Source organism: Labedella populi, assembly GCF_004078655.1.
GTDB classification, from domain to species: domain Bacteria; phylum Actinomycetota; class Actinomycetes; order Actinomycetales; family Microbacteriaceae; genus Labedella; species Labedella populi.
Genome location: NZ_RZNC01000003.1, coordinates 534,571 through 549,885, shown reverse-complemented (window position 1 = coordinate 549,885; position 15,315 = coordinate 534,571). Strand labels below are relative to the sequence as shown.

Here is a 15,315-nt window from a genome sequence, read left to right as displayed (position 1 = left end):
GTGTCTCGTGACGATCGACAACGACCGGCCGTGGCTCGCGAGCTACGCACCCGGGGTCCCCACCATCCTCGACGTCCCCGACGGGTCGCTCGTCGACATCATCGAGGAGTCGGCGCGCGAGTTCCCGGAGGCGGTGGCGCTCGAGTTCTTCGGAGCGACCGTGACGTACCGGGAGCTCGCCGACCGCATCGACCGCGCCGCCGCCGGGCTCGTCGGTCTCGGGGTGAAGCGGGGCGAGCCGGTTGCGATCGTCCTCCCCAACTGCCCGGAGCACATCGTCGCCTTTTACGCGATCCTTCGCGTCGGTGCGATCGTCGTCGAGCACAACCCGCTCTACACGCCTCGAGAGCTCAGACACCAGTTCGAGGACCACGGCGCCCGCGTCGCGATCGCGTGGGACAAGGTCGTCGCCTCGATCCAGGAGTTCCCGCGTGACGTTGCGGTCGAGCACGTCGTCTCGGTGGACATCACGCACGGCATGCCCTTCGTGAAGCGGACGGCACTGCGCCTTCCGGTACCGGCCCTGCGACGCACGCGCGCGACCCTGACGACCCCCGTGCGGGGAACCGTGCCCTGGTCGCGGTTGCTCGGTCGCGCGCGGATCGGCGACGACGTCGCCCACCCCGGCGCAGACGACATCGCGGTCATCCAGTACACGAGCGGGACCACCGGGACGCCGAAGGGTGCCGTCCTGACGCACCGGAACCTCGGGGCGAACGCGGCGCAATCCCGCGCGTGGGTACCGACGATCCGGCGTGGCGACGGCTGCGTCGTCTACGCGGTCCTCCCGATGTTCCATGCGTACGGGCTCACGCTGTGCCTGACGTTCGCGATGAGCATGGGTGCCCGGCTCGTGCTGTTCCCCAAGTTCGAGCCGGATCTCGTCCTCGCCGTCATGAAGAAGAGGCCGCCGACGTTCCTCCCGGCCGTCCCGCCCATCGCCGATCGCCTCATGCGGGCGGCGGATGATGAGGGGATCTCCCTCGCGGGCGTCGAGGTCGCCATCTCCGGTGCGATGCCGCTCGACGAGGCGATCGTGCGGCCATGGGAGGAGCGCAGCGGAGGGTTCCTCGTCGAGGGCTACGGATTGAGCGAGTGCTCTCCCGTGCTCATGGCGAATCCGGTGGCGGACAACCGCAAGGCCGGGACGGTCGGACTCCCGCTCCCGGGAACCGATGTGCGTATCGTCGATGCTGAGGACCCTGCGACGGAGCGCGCCATCGGCGAGGAGGGTGAACTGCTCGTCCGCGGACCACAGGTGTTCTCCGGCTACTGGCGGAAGCCGGACGAGAGCGCCGCCGTCTTCGTCGACGGTTGGTTCCGGACCGGCGACATCGCGACGCTCGACTCCGACGGTTTCGTCCGGATCGTCGACCGGATCAAGGAGCTCATCATCACGGGGGGCTTCAACGTGGCTCCGAGTGAAGTCGAAGAGGCGCTGCGGGGACTCGCCGGCGTCGCGGACGCAGCGGTGGTGGGGCTGCCGAGCGCCCATTCGGGTGAGGACGTCGTCGCCGCCGTGGTGCTCGAGCCCGGTGCCGACTTCTCGCCCGAGTCCGCGAGGACCGTGCTGCGTGGCTCCCTCACGCCGTACAAGGTGCCGCGTCGCATCGTCGTCGTCGACGAGCTTCCGAAGTCGCTCATCGGCAAGGTGCAGCGGCGCCTCGTGCGCGACAGCCTCGTCGCCGGCGAGTGAGGACGCGGCCGCTCAGTCCTGCCTGAGTTCTGTGCGCGCGGCGGCGGTGATCGCTCGTGCCGTGTCGTCGAGCGCCGCCGTGAAGATCTCCCACTGCTGCCAGTGGAGGACGACGTCGATCGACCGCGCGGGATCGAGGTCGACGAGCGACCCCGACGACTCGCTCGTCGCGCTCTGACCGTCGGGCAGCATCGCCCATCCCATGCCGAGGAGCACAGCCGTCGCGAGATCGGCGGACGATGGGACGGAGTGCCGCGGGGGAGCGGCGCCGGGTGCGACGCGACGCAGATAGCGGTCCTGGAGGTCGTCTCGACGATCGAAGACGATCATCGGGGCGGTGTCGAGAGCCGTCGGCGTGGCTCCGCGGGGGAAGTACGTCGCGGCGAACCCGGGTGACGCCATCGCGCGGTAGCGCATGAGGCCGAGCCGCGAGACCGAGCAGCCCTGGACGGCGGTCGCGTCGGTCGTGATCGCCGCCATGACGCGTCCGTCGCGCAGGAGTGCGGCGGAGTGGTCCTGGTCCTCGCGGTGGAGGTCGAAGGCGACCCGGCGGCCGAGGGCTGCGAGCGCCGGGAGGACCCACGTCGCGAGCGAGTCGCCGTTGACGGCCAGCGAAACGGTCGGAGTGGACGATCGTTCGGGAGCGACGGCGGCGTCGGTCTCCCGCGCGAGGGCCACGATCTGCCGGGCGAGCCGGACGTAGGCGTGGCCGGCTTCGGTCGCGGTGACCGGGCGGGAGCGCCGGACGAGCACGGCGCCGGCGGAGCGTTCGAGCGACTTGATGCGTTGGCTCACGGCCGAGGGCGTGACGTGGAGATCGCGCGCGGCTCCGTCGAACGATCCCGTGTCCACGACGGCCGCAAGCGCCGACAGTTGGGCGAGATCGAGGTCCACATGAGCCATGCTAATGCGCCTGTAGAAAGAACAGTTGGACTTCACCACGTGGTACTCCTAGCGTCGACGTGTGTCCCCCTCTCTCCTCGCGGCCGTCTCGGGCTTCGCCTTCGGCCTGTCGCTCATCGTCGCGATCGGCGCTCAGAACGTCTTCGTGCTGCGTCAGGGGATCCGGCGTGAGCACGTCACCCTGGTGGTTCTCACGTGCATGCTGTCCGATGCGCTGCTCATCGCGGTGGGGGTCGCCGGTGTCGGTGGACTCATCCAGCGAGTGCCGTGGCTCGTGCCCGTCGCGACGATCGGCGGCGCGGCGTTCCTCATCGGGTACGCCGCCCTCGCCGCGCGGCGGGCACTGCGCCCCGGTGTCCTCCGATCCGACGTCCGGGGACAGCGGGTCCCCTGGACGTCGGTGTTGGCGGGAGCCGTCGCGATCACGTGGCTCAACCCGCACGTCTACCTCGACACCGTCGTCCTGCTCGGATCGATCGCCGCGACGAACGGGATCGACCGCTGGTGGTTCGGTGCGGGTGCCGTCGTCGCGAGCGTCGTCTGGTTCAGTGCGCTCGGCTTCGGGGCTCGCGCGCTCGCGCCCGTCTTCGCCCGTCCGGGCGCATGGCGGTGGGTGGACGGGGGAGTGGCCGTCGTGATGGTCGTGATCGCCGGTCGTCTCTTGTGGGAACTCTTCTCGTGATTGTGTAACAATCGGGCATGCCCGCCGTGCTCGTCATCCTCGCCGCCGTGTGCTTCGGGACGACGGGAACGGCGCTCTCGATCGCGCCGGAGACGGCGTCTCCCGCCTCAGCCGGAGCTGTCCGCATCCTCGTCGGAGGTCTCCTCCTCGCGGCCATCGTCTTCGCGCGTCGGTCGTCGCGCGGCGGCGCGCCGAGGGCGTCGGCCCGGGGACGGGGGGCGCCCACCGCCGTCCTGGTGCTCGTGGGGGCGGTGGCGATCGTCGCCTACCAGCCCACCTTCTTCCTCGGGACGACCAATGCGGGCGTCGCCGTCGGCACGATCGTGGCGCTCGGGAGCGCCCCGGTCTTCACCGGGGCCCTCGAGTGGATCGTCACACGTCGTTTCCCCGGGCGTATCTGGACCGTCGCGACCCTCCTCGCGAGTCTCGGTGTCGCGCTCCTCGGCGGAGCATTCGACGGAGGGTCGGGGGCAGTCGCGGGTCTCGGGATCGCCGGAGCCCTCACTGCCGGAGCCTCGTACGCCGTCTACGCCCTCGTGGCGAAACTCCTCATCACCCGCGGTGCCGACTCCACCTGGACGATGGGCGTGCTCTTCGGCTCCGCGGCAGTGCTGAGCGTCCCGCTGGCGCTCGCGACGGACCTCTCCTGGCTGGGAGCGCCCGAAGGCCTCATCGCGGCCGCCTGGCTCGGCGTCGTCACGACGGCCGTGGCCTACGTCCTCTTCGGTCGCGGGCTCGTCGGCCTGCGGGCATCGACGGCCTCGACGCTCACTCTCGCGGAACCGCTCACGGCAGCGCTCCTCGGGGTGTTCCTGCTGGGGGAGACCCTCGGGGCGGCGGCGGCGGTAGGCGTCTCGGTGGTCGCCGTGGCGATCCTCGTCCTCGTCGTGCCGTGGGGCGGCCTCCCGTCGCGTCGTGCCGAGAGGGGGGCGCCGTGACGACGGGTGGCCGGTCGGCGCGACCGACGCGTGCCGATCGCGTCGCGTCGGATCTGCGTGATCGCATCCTCGCGGGAGCGCTTGCTCCCGGGGCGCCTTTGCGCGAGGTCGAGCTCGAGGAGCACTACGGAGTGTCGCGGCACACGATCCGTCGTGCGCTCTCCGCCCTCGTCGCGGAGAGGCTCGCGACGTCCCGCTCGTACAGTGGCGTCACCGTGGTGGAGCTCGACCTCGAGGGCGTCGTCGCCCTGCAAGAGCTCCGTTGCGCCCTCGAGAGCGAAGCGGTGCGACTGCTGCGGGAGCGCCACGGGTCACGATGGCCGAGCGGCACCCTCACGGTGATCGGCTCGGCGCTCGACGCCCTCGACGAGGCATGCCGCCTCCCCGAGGACTGGCTCGCCGTCGAGCGGGCGCACTCTCGCGTGCACCGCTCCATCGTCGACGCGGCCGGAAGCGACCGCATCTCGGAGGCGTACCGATCGCTCGACGTCGAGATGCAGGTGTTCCTGCTGCATCTGCGACCGGAACTCGACGCCTCGAGCCTCGCGGCCGATCACCGCGACTTCGTCGACGATCTGCGCGCGACCGGGGCCGCCGCAGTGAGGAGTCACCTCGCGCGCTCGACGGCACTGCTCAGTGCATCCCACGGGTCGCGCTCACAGAGCTGACGCGCCGGGCCGCGCGGTCGCTCAGTGCGTGCCGGTGTCGTGGGGGAGGTTCAGCTCCTCGGGGTCGACGTCGACGTCCCCGACGTCGTCGGGTCCTCCCGTACCGGGGACGACGGTGATGTCCTCGCGGGAGATGTCGTCGTCGAGCGTGTCGGGTACCGGGTCGACCTGCTTCTCGTGCGTCTCCGTGTCGCTCGCCGGGCTGTAGCTCATGTCCTTCGCCGTCTGGCTCTCGTCGTCCAGTCCGCTCGGGATGTTCGATTCTGTCGTCATGACGCGAGACTACGAGCGCGCGGACGACCGCAGCACCCCCTTGCCACGGGAGCGTCGCGGTGTCGATCCCCGTTCCGCCGTACGATCGGATGACCATGGAACACCGGAGGAGAGGACTCGACCTCGTCGTCGACGCCCTCGCGTGTCCCCTCTGCCGCTCCGTCGTCGTGACGACCACGTCGGCCGTGGTCTGCGAGAACGGCCACGCGTTCGACATCGCTCGCCAGGGCTACGTGTCGCTCACGACCGGGCGGGCGACGGCGGGCGACACCGCGGAGATGATCGAGGCCCGTGACCGCTTCCTCGGCGCCGGCCACTACGACCCCATCGTCGACGCCGTCGTCGACGCCGTTCCGTCGTCCGCGGCCGGGCTCGCCGTGGACGTCGGTGGCGGCACCGGGTATCACCTCGCGCGAGTCCTCACTGCACGGGGTGGTCTCGACGGGATCGTCCTCGACACGTCGAAGCCCGCGGTCCGCCGCGCCGCGCGGGCGCATCCGCGCCTCGGGGCCGTCGTCGCGGATGCGTGGGCCGGCCTGCCGCTCCGGACCGGCGTCGCAGCCGTCGTCCTCAGCGTCTTCGCTCCGCGGAATCCCGCTGAGACCCTGCGGGTGCTCCGCGAGGACGGCGTGCTCGTCGTCGTGACGCCGACCCCACGGCATCTGGCCGAACTCGTCAGCGCGGTGGGTCTCGTCTCGGTCGACGATCGCAAGGAGGAGCGTCTGGCCCGCCAGCTCGCCCGCTTCGACCTCGAGGGGTCGATCGACCTCGAGTACCCGATCACCCTCGATCGCCGGGCCGCCGTCGACGACGTCCTCATGGGCCCCTCCGGGCATCACGCCGACGCCGCCGCGATCGCGGCGGCACTGGAGTCGTTGCCCGATCCCCTGTCGACGACCGTCTCCGTCACGGTGTCGGTCTTCCGGCCGACGCCGACGGGCGGCCCTGATGCTCCCGCCGCCGATGTCGGTGGCCCGGCGTAGATTGGGGAGTGGGAGGACGGCGTGGGAGCATTCGACGAGTTCATCGGCCGGGAGTCGGTCGCGGGACTCCGTGCTGTCCTGGTGCGCGCGCGACCCGAACGCGACTGGGCCACGCTCGACACGGTCCATGAGTCGCTGCCGGGGAATGCCCTGAAGGCGCGCAGTGATCTCGTCGCGGCGGCCCTCGCCACCGATCTCGACGGAGACTATCGAAGCGCGGCCGACGTCTTCCGACGAGCCCTTTCCGATCCCGACTTCCGCGGCTGGCCCCTCTGGCCCGTCACGGAGAGCGCCGTCACGCTCGCCCTCGCCGAGGGGTCGACGACCGCGTTCGACGACGCGCTCGAGCTCCTCTCCGAGCTGACGCACCGGCTCACCTCCGAGTTCGCGATCCGGCGCCTGCTCGCCGCAGACCTCGACCGTGCGCTCGTCGCCGTCCGCGCGTGGACCTCGAGCCCCGACGAGCATGTCCGCCGCCTCGCGAGCGAAGGCACGCGCCCCTATCTCCCGTGGGCTGTCCGCGTGCCCGGGCTCCTCACCCGCTCACGCGACCTCGTGCCGGTCCTCGAGAGCCTCCGTGACGACGGGAGCGACTACGTACGCCGATCCGTCGCGAACCACCTCAACGACATCGCTCGTCACGACCCGGCGCTCGTCGTCGAGACGCTCGACGACTGGGCGAACGATGCCGACGCGCCACCGACGCGTTCGTGGGTCGTGAGGCATGCACTCCGCTCGCTCGTCAAGAAGGGGGATCAGGGTGCGCTCGCGATCCTCGGCTTCCGAGCGCAATCGGTCACCGTGTCTCCTCCCGTCCTGTCGGCGGAGACCCTCACCGTCCCGGACCGGTTGTCGATCACGATCGACGTGCGCAACGACGGTGATGCCGACGCCCGGCTCGTCGTCGACTACGTCGTCGGCTACCGCAAGTCCAACGGCTCGATCTCACCGAAGGTCTTCAAGCTCACGACGGTGAGCCTCGCCCCGGGGGAGACGCGTTCGGTCAGGGCCGTGCACGACTTCCGGCCGCTCTCCACCCGTGTCCATCACGCCGGGACGCACTGGGTCGAGGCGCAGGTGAACGGCGTCCGTTCCGAGGCCACGGCCTTCGAGCTCGAGCTCTGAGGTCCCCGCCGACCGTCGGGATCAGAGCGACGAGGTCGCGGAGTCGGTCGTGACGCTCGGAGACGCTCCGACCTCTGAGGCGTCGACGGGCGCGGTCACTTGCGCGACCGTCTCGTAGATGCGCTTGTGCTCGCGGATCCCGGCTAGACGGAACGGACCCGTGGTCTCCGACGGGATCTCGTGGTCACCGTCGACGAGGCCCTCCGGGTGGTCGTGTAGCCGGACGTACGTGTCGTGGTCGATCTCGCGGCGGCGCTGGATCTGCTCGCGGTGCCGCGACGTCCGCAGCATCTCGCGGTACCCGGGCTGGACGACACCCGCGAACAGCTCCGCGACCGAACCGGAACCGTAGCTGAAGAAGCCGACGCGGGAGCCGCTCAGGTCCTCCGCGGCGTTCTCGAGGAGCGAGAGCAGGCCGATGTAGACGGACGCGGTATAGGTGTTGCCGATCTGCCGGTTGTAGTCGAGGGTGTTCGCGATCTGCGCGTCGGCCTCGTCGTTGGACAGCTCGCCGGAGTGCTTCGCGAGAGTCCGGTGCGCCTTGACGGCGAGCCGGGTGAAGGGCTGGTGGTAGCAGAACCGATCGAACGCGGTGAGCTCGTGGCCGCCCTGCTCGCGGTAGTCGTCCCACGCGGCTCGGAGCGCCTCCATGTAGACGGACACGGAGTACTTGCCGTCGACGAGGGCCGTGCTGCGGTAATTGGGGCGCCAGAAGTCCATGACGTCGGCGGTGTGCAGTCCCGAGACGGGTTCGATCGCGAGGACGGCGGGGGTCGCGCTCACGAGCATGGCGACGGCGCCGGCACCCTGTGTCGCTTCCCCCGACGAGTCGCGATCGTAACGAGCGACATCGGAGGCGATCACGAGCACCTTCTGCTCGGGGCGTCGAGCGACGAGGGCGACGGCCATCTGCAGCGCCGCGGTCGCGCTGTAGCAGGCCTGCTTCAGTTCGATCACGCGGCAGCGCGCGTCGAGTCCGAGGAGGTGGTGGACGTAGACGCCGGCCGCCTTCGACTGGTCGATCCCGCTCTCGGTCGCGAACAGGACCGTGCGGATGGCGGAGAGGTCCTGGCCCTCGAGGACGGGTTGGGCCGCCGTGGCCGCCATCGTGACGATGTCCTCGTCGGCGGCGGGGACGCTCATGTGCTCTTGGCCGATTCCGACGTGGAACTTGCCGACCTCGACGCCCGTCGCGGCCGCGAGCGTCGCGAGCGGCAGAACGTATTCGGAGGTGGCGAAGGAGATGTTCTCGATGCCGAGCTGCATGTGAGGCGTCCGGTTTCTCTCAGGATGTCGACGACCGATCGGGCCGTCGAACGACGTGGATGCCGGCGTCGCTGCCGATCGCTTGTGCGGAATCGCGTGGGGCTGTCGCGGAGTGATCGTGGTGCTCTCATCGTCGCCGCCCGCCTGCCAGTCGTCGCCGCCCGCCTGCCAGTTTATCCGCGGAGGCTGAGCGCAGGGTGGATCCCTCCAACTCGCTCGCCCCGATGATGGTTCGTCGGGACGGGTCAAGCGGATTGCTTCGACCGCTCCATCTGCAGGTGCGACTGCATGAGCTCCCCGGGGTTGGTCTGGGCCGCCATGAGCGACAACTCGCCGCACAGGACGGTCGCCGCGCAGAGCACGGCGAGCCGCCGCGCGTTCTCGCCGGGCTCCCGCTCCTCACGGCAGCCCAGGCGCGTCAGGTTCTCCTCGACGAAGTCGAGGCCCTTGCCGTTGCCGACCGACCCGACGATCAGGTTCGGCAAGGTGCAGGAGAAGTAGAGGTCGCCGTCGCGCACCTCCGCGTGGGTAATCCCTTGGGACCCCTCGACGATGTTCGCCGCGTCCTGTCCCGTCGCGAGATAGAAGCCGAGCAGCATGTTCGCGTAATGCGCGTTGCCGCTTCGCAGTCCGCCGGCGAGCATCGTGCCGATGAGGTTCTTGCGGACGTTGAGGTCGACGACGGCTTCGGGCGTCGTGCGGAGCCATCGGCTGACGATGGCGCGGGGGATCAGGATCTCCGTCACGACGTTCTTACCCCGACCGAGGATGCCGTTGACGGCCGTCGCCTTCTTGTCGGAGCAGTAGTTGCCCGAGATCGATCCGTAGCGCACGCCGGAGACATGGGCGAGGACGTAGTCCATCAGCCGGTCGGACGCGTGCGTCACCATATTGTGGCCGGAGGCGTCACCCGTCGAGAACTCGAAACGGACGAAGAGCAGGTTCCCGGCGATCTGGTGGTGCATGTCGATGAGTCGGGCGAAACGGCTGGTCTCCGCGACGACGTCGCGAAGCTCGTGCTCGTGACTGCGCAGGTAGGCCATCGCATTCACGGCGGCGAGGGCGTCGTCGGCCTCGAGCAGGATCGATCGCGCCATGCGCTCGTCGACGAGGGTCGCGACGATGCCCGATTCCACGAGGGTGGAGATCTTCGCACCGCGGCCGACGGACGGCCAGAGCGGCGACTCGTACGTGGCGAGGGGGATCTCCTGGCTTCCGGTCATGACGTTGCCGGAGACCTTCAGGGGCCCGACCCACTGCATCGGGACGGGGGCTGTGGACGTTTCGCGTGTGCTCATGGTGGGTCCAGTCTAGGAACGGGTGGGCCGGGCCCGCCGCGTCAGAGCTTCGCGAGCTGCTCGCGGATGGAGGTGGCGCTGCGGAACGTCGCACCGACGAGCGCGACGTGCTTCCACTTGATGAGGCCGTCTGCGCCGATGAGGAAGACCGAGCGCCGGAGACCGAGTCCCGGCAGTCTGATCCCGTAGGCGTCGACGACGCGTCCGTCGGCGTCCGAGAGGAGCGGCAGCGTGACGTCCTCCTTGATGGCGAAGGTCTCGTGGCTCGCGAGGTCCTGGAGGCCGATGCCCCAGACCTCGGCGCCGAGCTGTGCGAAGTCGGCGAGCTTCTCACTGTACGAGCAGAGCTGGGCCGTGCAGGTCGCCGATTCGTCCGCCGGGTAGAAGGCGAGGACGACGGGGTGGCCGCGCTGCTCGGACAGCGTGTAGGTCTTCCTCCGCGCATACCCGTCCTTCACCTGGACGCCGGGGAGCGTGAAGTCGGGCGCGACGACGCCTTCGTGGAGGCCCATGGTCAGACGATGTCGATCTCGATGGTCACGGGGATATTGCCGCGTGTGGCATGCGTGTAGGGGCAGACGGCGTCGGCCGCGTCGACGACCGCCTTCGCCTGTTCCTCCGTCACGCCCGTGAGCTCGACGTGGAGCGTGACGGACAGGCCGAATCCGCCGTCCTCGCGCGGCCCGATGCCGACGTCCGCCGTCACCGCGGAGTCCTTCGTCGAGACGCCGTGCTGTCCCGCGGCGGTCTTGAGAGCCGAGTGGAAGCACGCGGAGAAACCGGCGGCGAAGAGCTGTTCGGGGTTCGTCGCGCCGCCGCGGCCGCCCATCTCGGCGGGTGTCGCCAGATCGGCCTCGAGGATGCCGTCACTCGAGCGGACGTGCCCGTTCCGGCCATCCCCCGTGCTGGTCGCGGATGCGGTGTAGACGGCCTGCGCCATGCGCTTCTCCTCATGTAGGGTTACTAGTACGTCTACATCAGTAGATCACTCATCGTGCGGGGATGCAAACGGTGTCGGGACGCCCGCCGCCGCCGCGTCGACCGCTCCACCGAGGGGACCCCCATGCCGCCGATGCTCGACAAGCCGGAGTCCTCGGCGCGCCGTCGCATCCTCGACTCCGCCTCGTCACTGTTCTACACCCTCGGCGTCCGAGCGGTGAGCGCCGACCGGGTCATCGCGGACTCCGGCGTCTCCAAGGTGACCTTCTACCGCCACTTCCCGAGCAAGGACGACCTCGTCGTCGCCTACCTCGAGGAGGTGGCCTCGCGCGAGCGTCTCGCCTTCATCGAGGCCCGAGAGCGGCTCGACGACGACGCGCTCTGGCGGTGGTACGTGGAGAGCATCATCGAGGTCGGCTGCGTGCCGGGGTTCCGGGGCTGCCCGTTCATCAACGCGGCGGCCGAGTACTCCGACGCCGCCCACGACGTCCGGGTCGCGGTCGCCCGTCACCGAGGATGGGTGCAGGACCGGCTCACGGAACTCGCCGAGAGGCACGGCTCGAGCGAACCCCGTCGTGTGGCCGAGGAGATCCAGATGCTCCGCGACGGCGCGCTCGTCCTCGCCGCGCTCGACGGACGAACGGACCGGATCGGCTCGGTTCTCGACGACGCGGGTCGACGGCTCCTCCGAGCCTGACGGTTCATCTCGCCCGACCGGCCCCGTCTCGCGTCATCCACACCTCAGTGCGTGTCGGCTCGTGAGGAGGAGCCGGTCTCGATGTCGTCCGTCGTATCCACGATCGACAGGTCCTCCCGATCGCCGGTCGGTCGGGAAGAGGGGACGACGGCGTTCGCGATGGCGAGGAGAACCGTCTCGGCCGTGACCCGGGACCCAGCCGGGCTGGGATGCAGCAGATCGACGGTCAAGAGGGTCGCGACGTCGTCGTGAGCGAGGTAGGCGCCGTGCACGTCGATGCCGAGGACGAACGGGCGCTCCTCGAGCCAGGAGCGGACGCCGCCGAGGACGGCGTCGTGCGCCGTCGCCCAGTCGTCGAAGCGGGGGTTCTCGAGGAGCGCTGAGTAGCCGACGGATCGCGGCCACGTGCGTTCCGTCCGCGTCAGGACATCGCTGAACTCGGCGCCGACCGTTTCGGGGCGCCGGACGTTGTTGAGACCGTGATTGAGGAACAGCACGTCGGGCTGCTGCGGAACGAGGCTGTCGTAGTTGTCGAGCGAGTACGCGGCGGTCTTGCCGCTCGCCGATCCGTTCCAGACCACGATCGGGGCGCCGTCAGCGTCACGATTGACGGTCAATGGATCGGCGTACCGCGCGCTCTGAACGTTCCACGGGTGCTCGATGAGCGGCCGGTCGAGTTCCTCGGCGAGCGTCCGGAAGGCGCGATCCACCCATTCGCCGCGCTCGTTGCCCGTCGAGTCGCCGAGCACGACGACCACGAATTCGCGGGCGGGGTCGCTGATGCGCGTCCAGGCGTCCGCGAAGGGGAGGAGGTCTGTGTCGATGCTCTCGCCGTCGACGAGCACGTCGCCGCCGCTCGCGATCGTCGCCTCGTCCGCGGGGGTGTGTCCGCGCACGGCGACGGCGCCGAGCGTGACGCCGATGACCGCGGCCAGAGAGGCGAAACTGAGCACCATGCGCGGGCGTGCGCGGCACGCTGATCGTCGCGGCTCCGGCGACGAGACGTCACCGGGCTCGGGAGAGACCGGGTTCATGCGTCAACAGTATGTCGGATGCGGCCGGTTGCGACCGGCTCGTCTCGCACCATTTCGGGGGACGAGCGCGGCTCGCCATTCTGCGACGCCGGCCGGGTCTGGCGCACTGACGGGACGGCGCGATGTGGCTAGGATGTCGTGATGGCGCCTCCCGAGTCGCAACTCCCGAGCGACCGAATCCTGACGATTCCGAACATCCTGAGCTTCCTGCGTCTTGCGCTCGTTCCGGTGTTCCTCCTCTTCCTCCTCGACGGTCAAGACATCGCCGCGCTCGTCACGTTGGCCGTCTCGGGCTTCACCGACTTCCTCGACGGGTTCCTCGCCCGACGGCTCGGCCAGGTGACGCGCCTCGGGCAGCTGCTCGACCCCGCGGCCGATCGGCTCTACATCATCGCGGCGGTGCTCGGACTCGTCGCGCGCGAGCTCATCCCGCTGTGGTTCGTCGTCGCGATCCTCGCTCGGGACGTCCTCCTCCTCGTCGTCGCCCTCGTGCTCGCCCAAGCCGGTCATGGCGCACTGCCGGTGAACAAGGTGGGAAAGATGGCGACAGCATGCCTGTTCGTCGGGCTCCCGATCCTGATGCTGGCGGCCGCCATTCCCGACATCTCCGCCGTCGTGCAGCCCGTCGGAAACGGGATCGCCGTCCTCGGTGCCGTGCTGTACTGGGTCGCCGGGCTCGTGTATCTCCGAGACACCGTCCGCATCCGTCGCGAGAGCCGCTCGGGCGGCGGCCCGACTTCCGATACGCTGGACCATTAGGAGGTACACGGTGACGATTCCCGACGACAACAACCCGCCGACGGGTGCTTTCACGCGAGCCCCCGCGCCGGGCCGGCCCGACAGGGCCGAGACCACGGTGGGCTACGGCGAGGAGTTCAGCCAGGCCCTCGGAGCCCTCGATTCGCACGTCTCGGCCGAGGAGCAGGATGCGGTCGCGGCACTGCCCTCCGGCTCAGCCCTTCTCATCGTCCGCCGTGGTCCCAACTCCGGCGCGCGCTTCCTTCTCGACACGGGTGTGACGACGGCCGGCCGACACCCGGACGCCGACATCTTCCTCGACGACGTCACGGTCTCGCGGCGACACGCGGAATTCGTGCGGACGGGTTCGACGTTCGAGATCCGCGATCTCAACTCGCTCAACGGCACCTATTTCGACGGCACGCGCATCGACTCCGCCCAGTTGCGCGACGGAGCAGAGGTCCAGATCGGAAAATTCCGGTTGACGTTCTTCGCCTCCCGCGCCGACCTGGCCACGGGCGCGGGGCGCTAGAGGGTGTCGGCACGTGCCGCGCGGAGTCCGTCGGCATCGTCGTCGGAACCGCTTCTCAGCATCGGACAGGTGCTCGCCCGCCTCGCGAACGAGTTCCCGGAACTGACGAACTCGAAGCTCCGTTTCCTCGAGGAGCAAGGTCTCGTCCGTCCGTCGCGCACGCGCTCGGGCTACCGCAAGTTCTCCTCCGCGGACGTCGAGCGAGTGCGCGTCGTTCTCTCGATGCAGCGCGATCACTACCTTCCCCTCAAGGTCATCCGCACGTATCTCGCCGACCTCGACGCTGGGAAGGATCCGGCCGTCCCCGGCTCTGGCGCGGGGGAGTCCGTGCAGAGCATCATCCCGGTGGGTCGTCGATTGGGGCGCGACGACGTCATCGCCGAGGCGGGGGCGACGGGGCATCTCTTCAGCGATGCCGTGTCGGCCTCGCTCATCGTGCCCGCGGAGTCGTACACCGACGACACCGTGCATGTTCTCCGCGCGCTCGTCGAACTGCAGCGGTCCGGCATCGAGCCCCGTCACTTGCGGGGCTTCCGTGCGGCGGCGGAACGTGAACTCGCTCTCATCGAGAGTGCGCTCATGCCCATCTCGAAGCGCGGGGACGCGGCCAGCCGCGCGAAGGCGCAGGAGCTCTCCGGCGAGATCGCCGGTCACTTCGAGACGGTGCGAGGAAGCCTCATCCGACAGGCGCTCGGGCGCTTCTCCAACTGACCGGGGTCGCGGCGTCGCACCGAACACGGGAGTGCGCGTCGGGCGGCGCGGTCGTAGACTGGGCGATGGAGTCTCCCCGGGCTCGGCTGTCCGACACGCCGACGCCATCGGGCGAATGTCGGACGGGAAGCTCTCCGCGCTCGATAGCGTAGAGGAACACGCGAGGAACACGTCGCGTTCGGATCGATCGGTGATCGGGACGGCGCGATGCGCGACCTGACGGAGAAGGGCAATGAGATGAGCGGACCCGGTGACACCGGTCTCACGGGAGAGTCGGGCGCGACGGCTGCGACCCCGGGTCGGTCGCACGACCCCCGGTACGAACTCCTCTTCACGGACGGCCTTCCCGACCTCGACGACGAAGCGGGGTACCGCGGAGCGATCGCTGCTCGTGCGGCCGGGATCAGCTACCGGCAACTCGATTATTGGGCCCGCACCGGGCTCGTCGAGCCCACCGTCCGCGGCGCGGCCGGTTCAGGTTCGCAGCGGCTCTACGGATTCCGGGACATCCTCGTCCTCAAGCTCGTCAAGCGATTGCTCGACACCGGCATCTCGCTTCAGCAGATCCGTACGGCGGTGAACCAGCTCCGCGAGTCAGGAGTGAACGACCTCGCCCAGACGACGCTCATGTCGGACGGAGCGAGCGTCTACCTCTGTACCTCGAACGATGAGGTCATCGACCTCGTGAGCCGGGGACAGGGCGTGTTCGGGATCGCCGTCGGCAAGGTGCTGCGCGAGGTCGAGACGACTCTCGTCGATTTTGAGCCTCAAGCGCTCGAGGCGGTCGACGAGCTCGCCGCTCGCCGTGCCGCTCGCTCCGCCTGATCCGAGC

Annotated in this window: 18 protein-coding genes; 11 read left to right on the top strand and 7 right to left on the bottom strand. The window is 69.6% G+C overall.

Annotated elements, in window-relative coordinates:
* The first annotated feature begins 7 nt into the window (after positions 1-7).
* On the top strand, positions 8-1,696 hold the full coding sequence (locus ELQ92_RS11120) for a long-chain-fatty-acid--CoA ligase (protein ID WP_128499009.1): 1,689 nt from the start codon (positions 8-10) through the stop codon (positions 1,694-1,696).
* Between the two features lie 12 nt (positions 1,697-1,708).
* Here the strand turns inward: ELQ92_RS11120 and ELQ92_RS11115 are convergent, their stop codons facing one another.
* On the bottom strand, positions 1,709-2,599 hold the full coding sequence (locus tag ELQ92_RS11115; protein WP_128499008.1) for a LysR family transcriptional regulator ArgP: 891 nt from the start codon (positions 2,597-2,599) through the stop codon (positions 1,709-1,711).
* A 61-nt stretch (positions 2,600-2,660) separates the two neighbouring features.
* On the opposite strand from ELQ92_RS11115, the gene ELQ92_RS11110 reads away from it, so the two are divergent.
* From ELQ92_RS11110 to ELQ92_RS11100, 3 genes are read left to right on the top strand one after another with little or no spacing between them, the layout of a single operon-like run.
* On the top strand, positions 2,661-3,281 hold the full coding sequence (locus ELQ92_RS11110) for a LysE/ArgO family amino acid transporter (RefSeq protein WP_128499007.1): 621 nt from the start codon (positions 2,661-2,663) through the stop codon (positions 3,279-3,281).
* A 17-nt stretch (positions 3,282-3,298) separates the two neighbouring features.
* Positions 3,299-4,219, top strand: coding sequence for a DMT family transporter (locus ELQ92_RS11105; protein ID WP_128499006.1), 921 nt, complete (start codon positions 3,299-3,301; stop codon positions 4,217-4,219).
* A complete protein-coding gene (locus tag ELQ92_RS11100) occupies positions 4,216-4,887 on the top strand; it encodes a GntR family transcriptional regulator (protein WP_166426771.1) in 672 nt (223 codons plus the stop codon). The genes ELQ92_RS11105 and ELQ92_RS11100 overlap by 4 nt, the downstream gene beginning before the upstream one ends.
* A gap of 21 nt (positions 4,888-4,908) precedes the next feature.
* On the opposite strand, the gene ELQ92_RS11095 is transcribed toward ELQ92_RS11100, so the two are convergent.
* On the bottom strand, positions 4,909-5,160 hold the full coding sequence (locus tag ELQ92_RS11095) for a hypothetical protein (protein WP_128499004.1): 252 nt from the start codon (positions 5,158-5,160) through the stop codon (positions 4,909-4,911).
* An 89-nt stretch (positions 5,161-5,249) separates the two neighbouring features.
* Between ELQ92_RS11095 and ELQ92_RS11090 the strand changes: the two genes are divergently transcribed.
* Together ELQ92_RS11090 and ELQ92_RS11085 are read left to right on the top strand one after the other, a co-directional pair.
* The gene (locus ELQ92_RS11090) at positions 5,250-6,143 is read left to right on the top strand and encodes a putative RNA methyltransferase (RefSeq protein WP_208004319.1); all 894 of its coding nucleotides are present in this window, start codon (positions 5,250-5,252) and stop codon (positions 6,141-6,143) included.
* Positions 6,144-6,164: 21 nt separating this feature from the next.
* Complete coding sequence (locus tag ELQ92_RS11085) at positions 6,165-7,268, top strand: DNA alkylation repair protein (protein ID WP_166426770.1); 1,104 nt, start codon at positions 6,165-6,167, stop codon at positions 7,266-7,268.
* Positions 7,269-7,289: 21 nt separating this feature from the next.
* Here the strand turns inward: ELQ92_RS11085 and ELQ92_RS11080 are convergent, their stop codons facing one another.
* The 4 genes from ELQ92_RS11080 to ELQ92_RS11065 form a co-directional block, all read right to left on the bottom strand.
* Positions 7,290-8,534: a hydroxymethylglutaryl-CoA synthase gene (locus ELQ92_RS11080; protein WP_128499002.1), complete on the bottom strand. Its 1,245-nt coding sequence runs from the start codon at positions 8,532-8,534 to the stop codon at positions 7,290-7,292.
* A 245-nt stretch (positions 8,535-8,779) separates the two neighbouring features.
* Positions 8,780-9,832: a hydroxymethylglutaryl-CoA reductase gene (locus ELQ92_RS11075; protein WP_128499001.1), complete on the bottom strand. Its 1,053-nt coding sequence runs from the start codon at positions 9,830-9,832 to the stop codon at positions 8,780-8,782.
* Positions 9,833-9,873: 41 nt separating this feature from the next.
* Positions 9,874-10,344: a peroxiredoxin gene (locus tag ELQ92_RS11070; protein WP_128499000.1), complete on the bottom strand. Its 471-nt coding sequence runs from the start codon at positions 10,342-10,344 to the stop codon at positions 9,874-9,876.
* Positions 10,345-10,346: 2 nt separating this feature from the next.
* A complete protein-coding gene (locus ELQ92_RS11065; protein ID WP_128498999.1) occupies positions 10,347-10,772 on the bottom strand; it encodes an organic hydroperoxide resistance protein in 426 nt (141 codons plus the stop codon).
* A 123-nt stretch (positions 10,773-10,895) separates the two neighbouring features.
* On the opposite strand from ELQ92_RS11065, the gene ELQ92_RS11060 reads away from it, so the two are divergent.
* Entirely contained in the window at positions 10,896-11,468 is a 573-nt protein-coding gene (locus tag ELQ92_RS11060; protein WP_128498998.1) for a TetR/AcrR family transcriptional regulator, read from the top strand.
* Positions 11,469-11,512: 44 nt separating this feature from the next.
* Here ELQ92_RS11060 and ELQ92_RS11055 read toward each other — a convergent pair whose 3' ends face one another.
* Positions 11,513-12,502: an SGNH/GDSL hydrolase family protein gene (locus ELQ92_RS11055; RefSeq protein WP_128498997.1), complete on the bottom strand. Its 990-nt coding sequence runs from the start codon at positions 12,500-12,502 to the stop codon at positions 11,513-11,515.
* A 141-nt stretch (positions 12,503-12,643) separates the two neighbouring features.
* Here ELQ92_RS11055 and ELQ92_RS11050 point away from each other — a divergent pair, with 141 nt between their 5' ends.
* The 4 genes from ELQ92_RS11050 to ELQ92_RS11035 all read left to right on the top strand — a co-directional run bounded on the left by ELQ92_RS11050 (position 12,644) and on the right by ELQ92_RS11035 (position 15,308).
* Entirely contained in the window at positions 12,644-13,261 is a 618-nt protein-coding gene (locus tag ELQ92_RS11050; RefSeq protein ID WP_128498996.1) for a CDP-alcohol phosphatidyltransferase family protein, read from the top strand.
* Positions 13,262-13,277: 16 nt separating this feature from the next.
* Positions 13,278-13,772: an FHA domain-containing protein gene (locus ELQ92_RS11045; RefSeq protein WP_128499136.1), complete on the top strand. Its 495-nt coding sequence runs from the start codon at positions 13,278-13,280 to the stop codon at positions 13,770-13,772.
* Between the two features lie 3 nt (positions 13,773-13,775).
* Positions 13,776-14,483: a transcriptional regulator FtsR gene (ftsR, locus tag ELQ92_RS11040; RefSeq protein WP_128498995.1), complete on the top strand. Its 708-nt coding sequence runs from the start codon at positions 13,776-13,778 to the stop codon at positions 14,481-14,483.
* A 237-nt stretch (positions 14,484-14,720) separates the two neighbouring features.
* Positions 14,721-15,308 (top strand): MerR family transcriptional regulator, encoded by a 588-nt coding sequence (locus ELQ92_RS11035; protein WP_243694981.1) that lies wholly within the window; start codon positions 14,721-14,723, stop codon positions 15,306-15,308.
* Positions 15,309-15,315 lie beyond the last annotated feature (7 nt).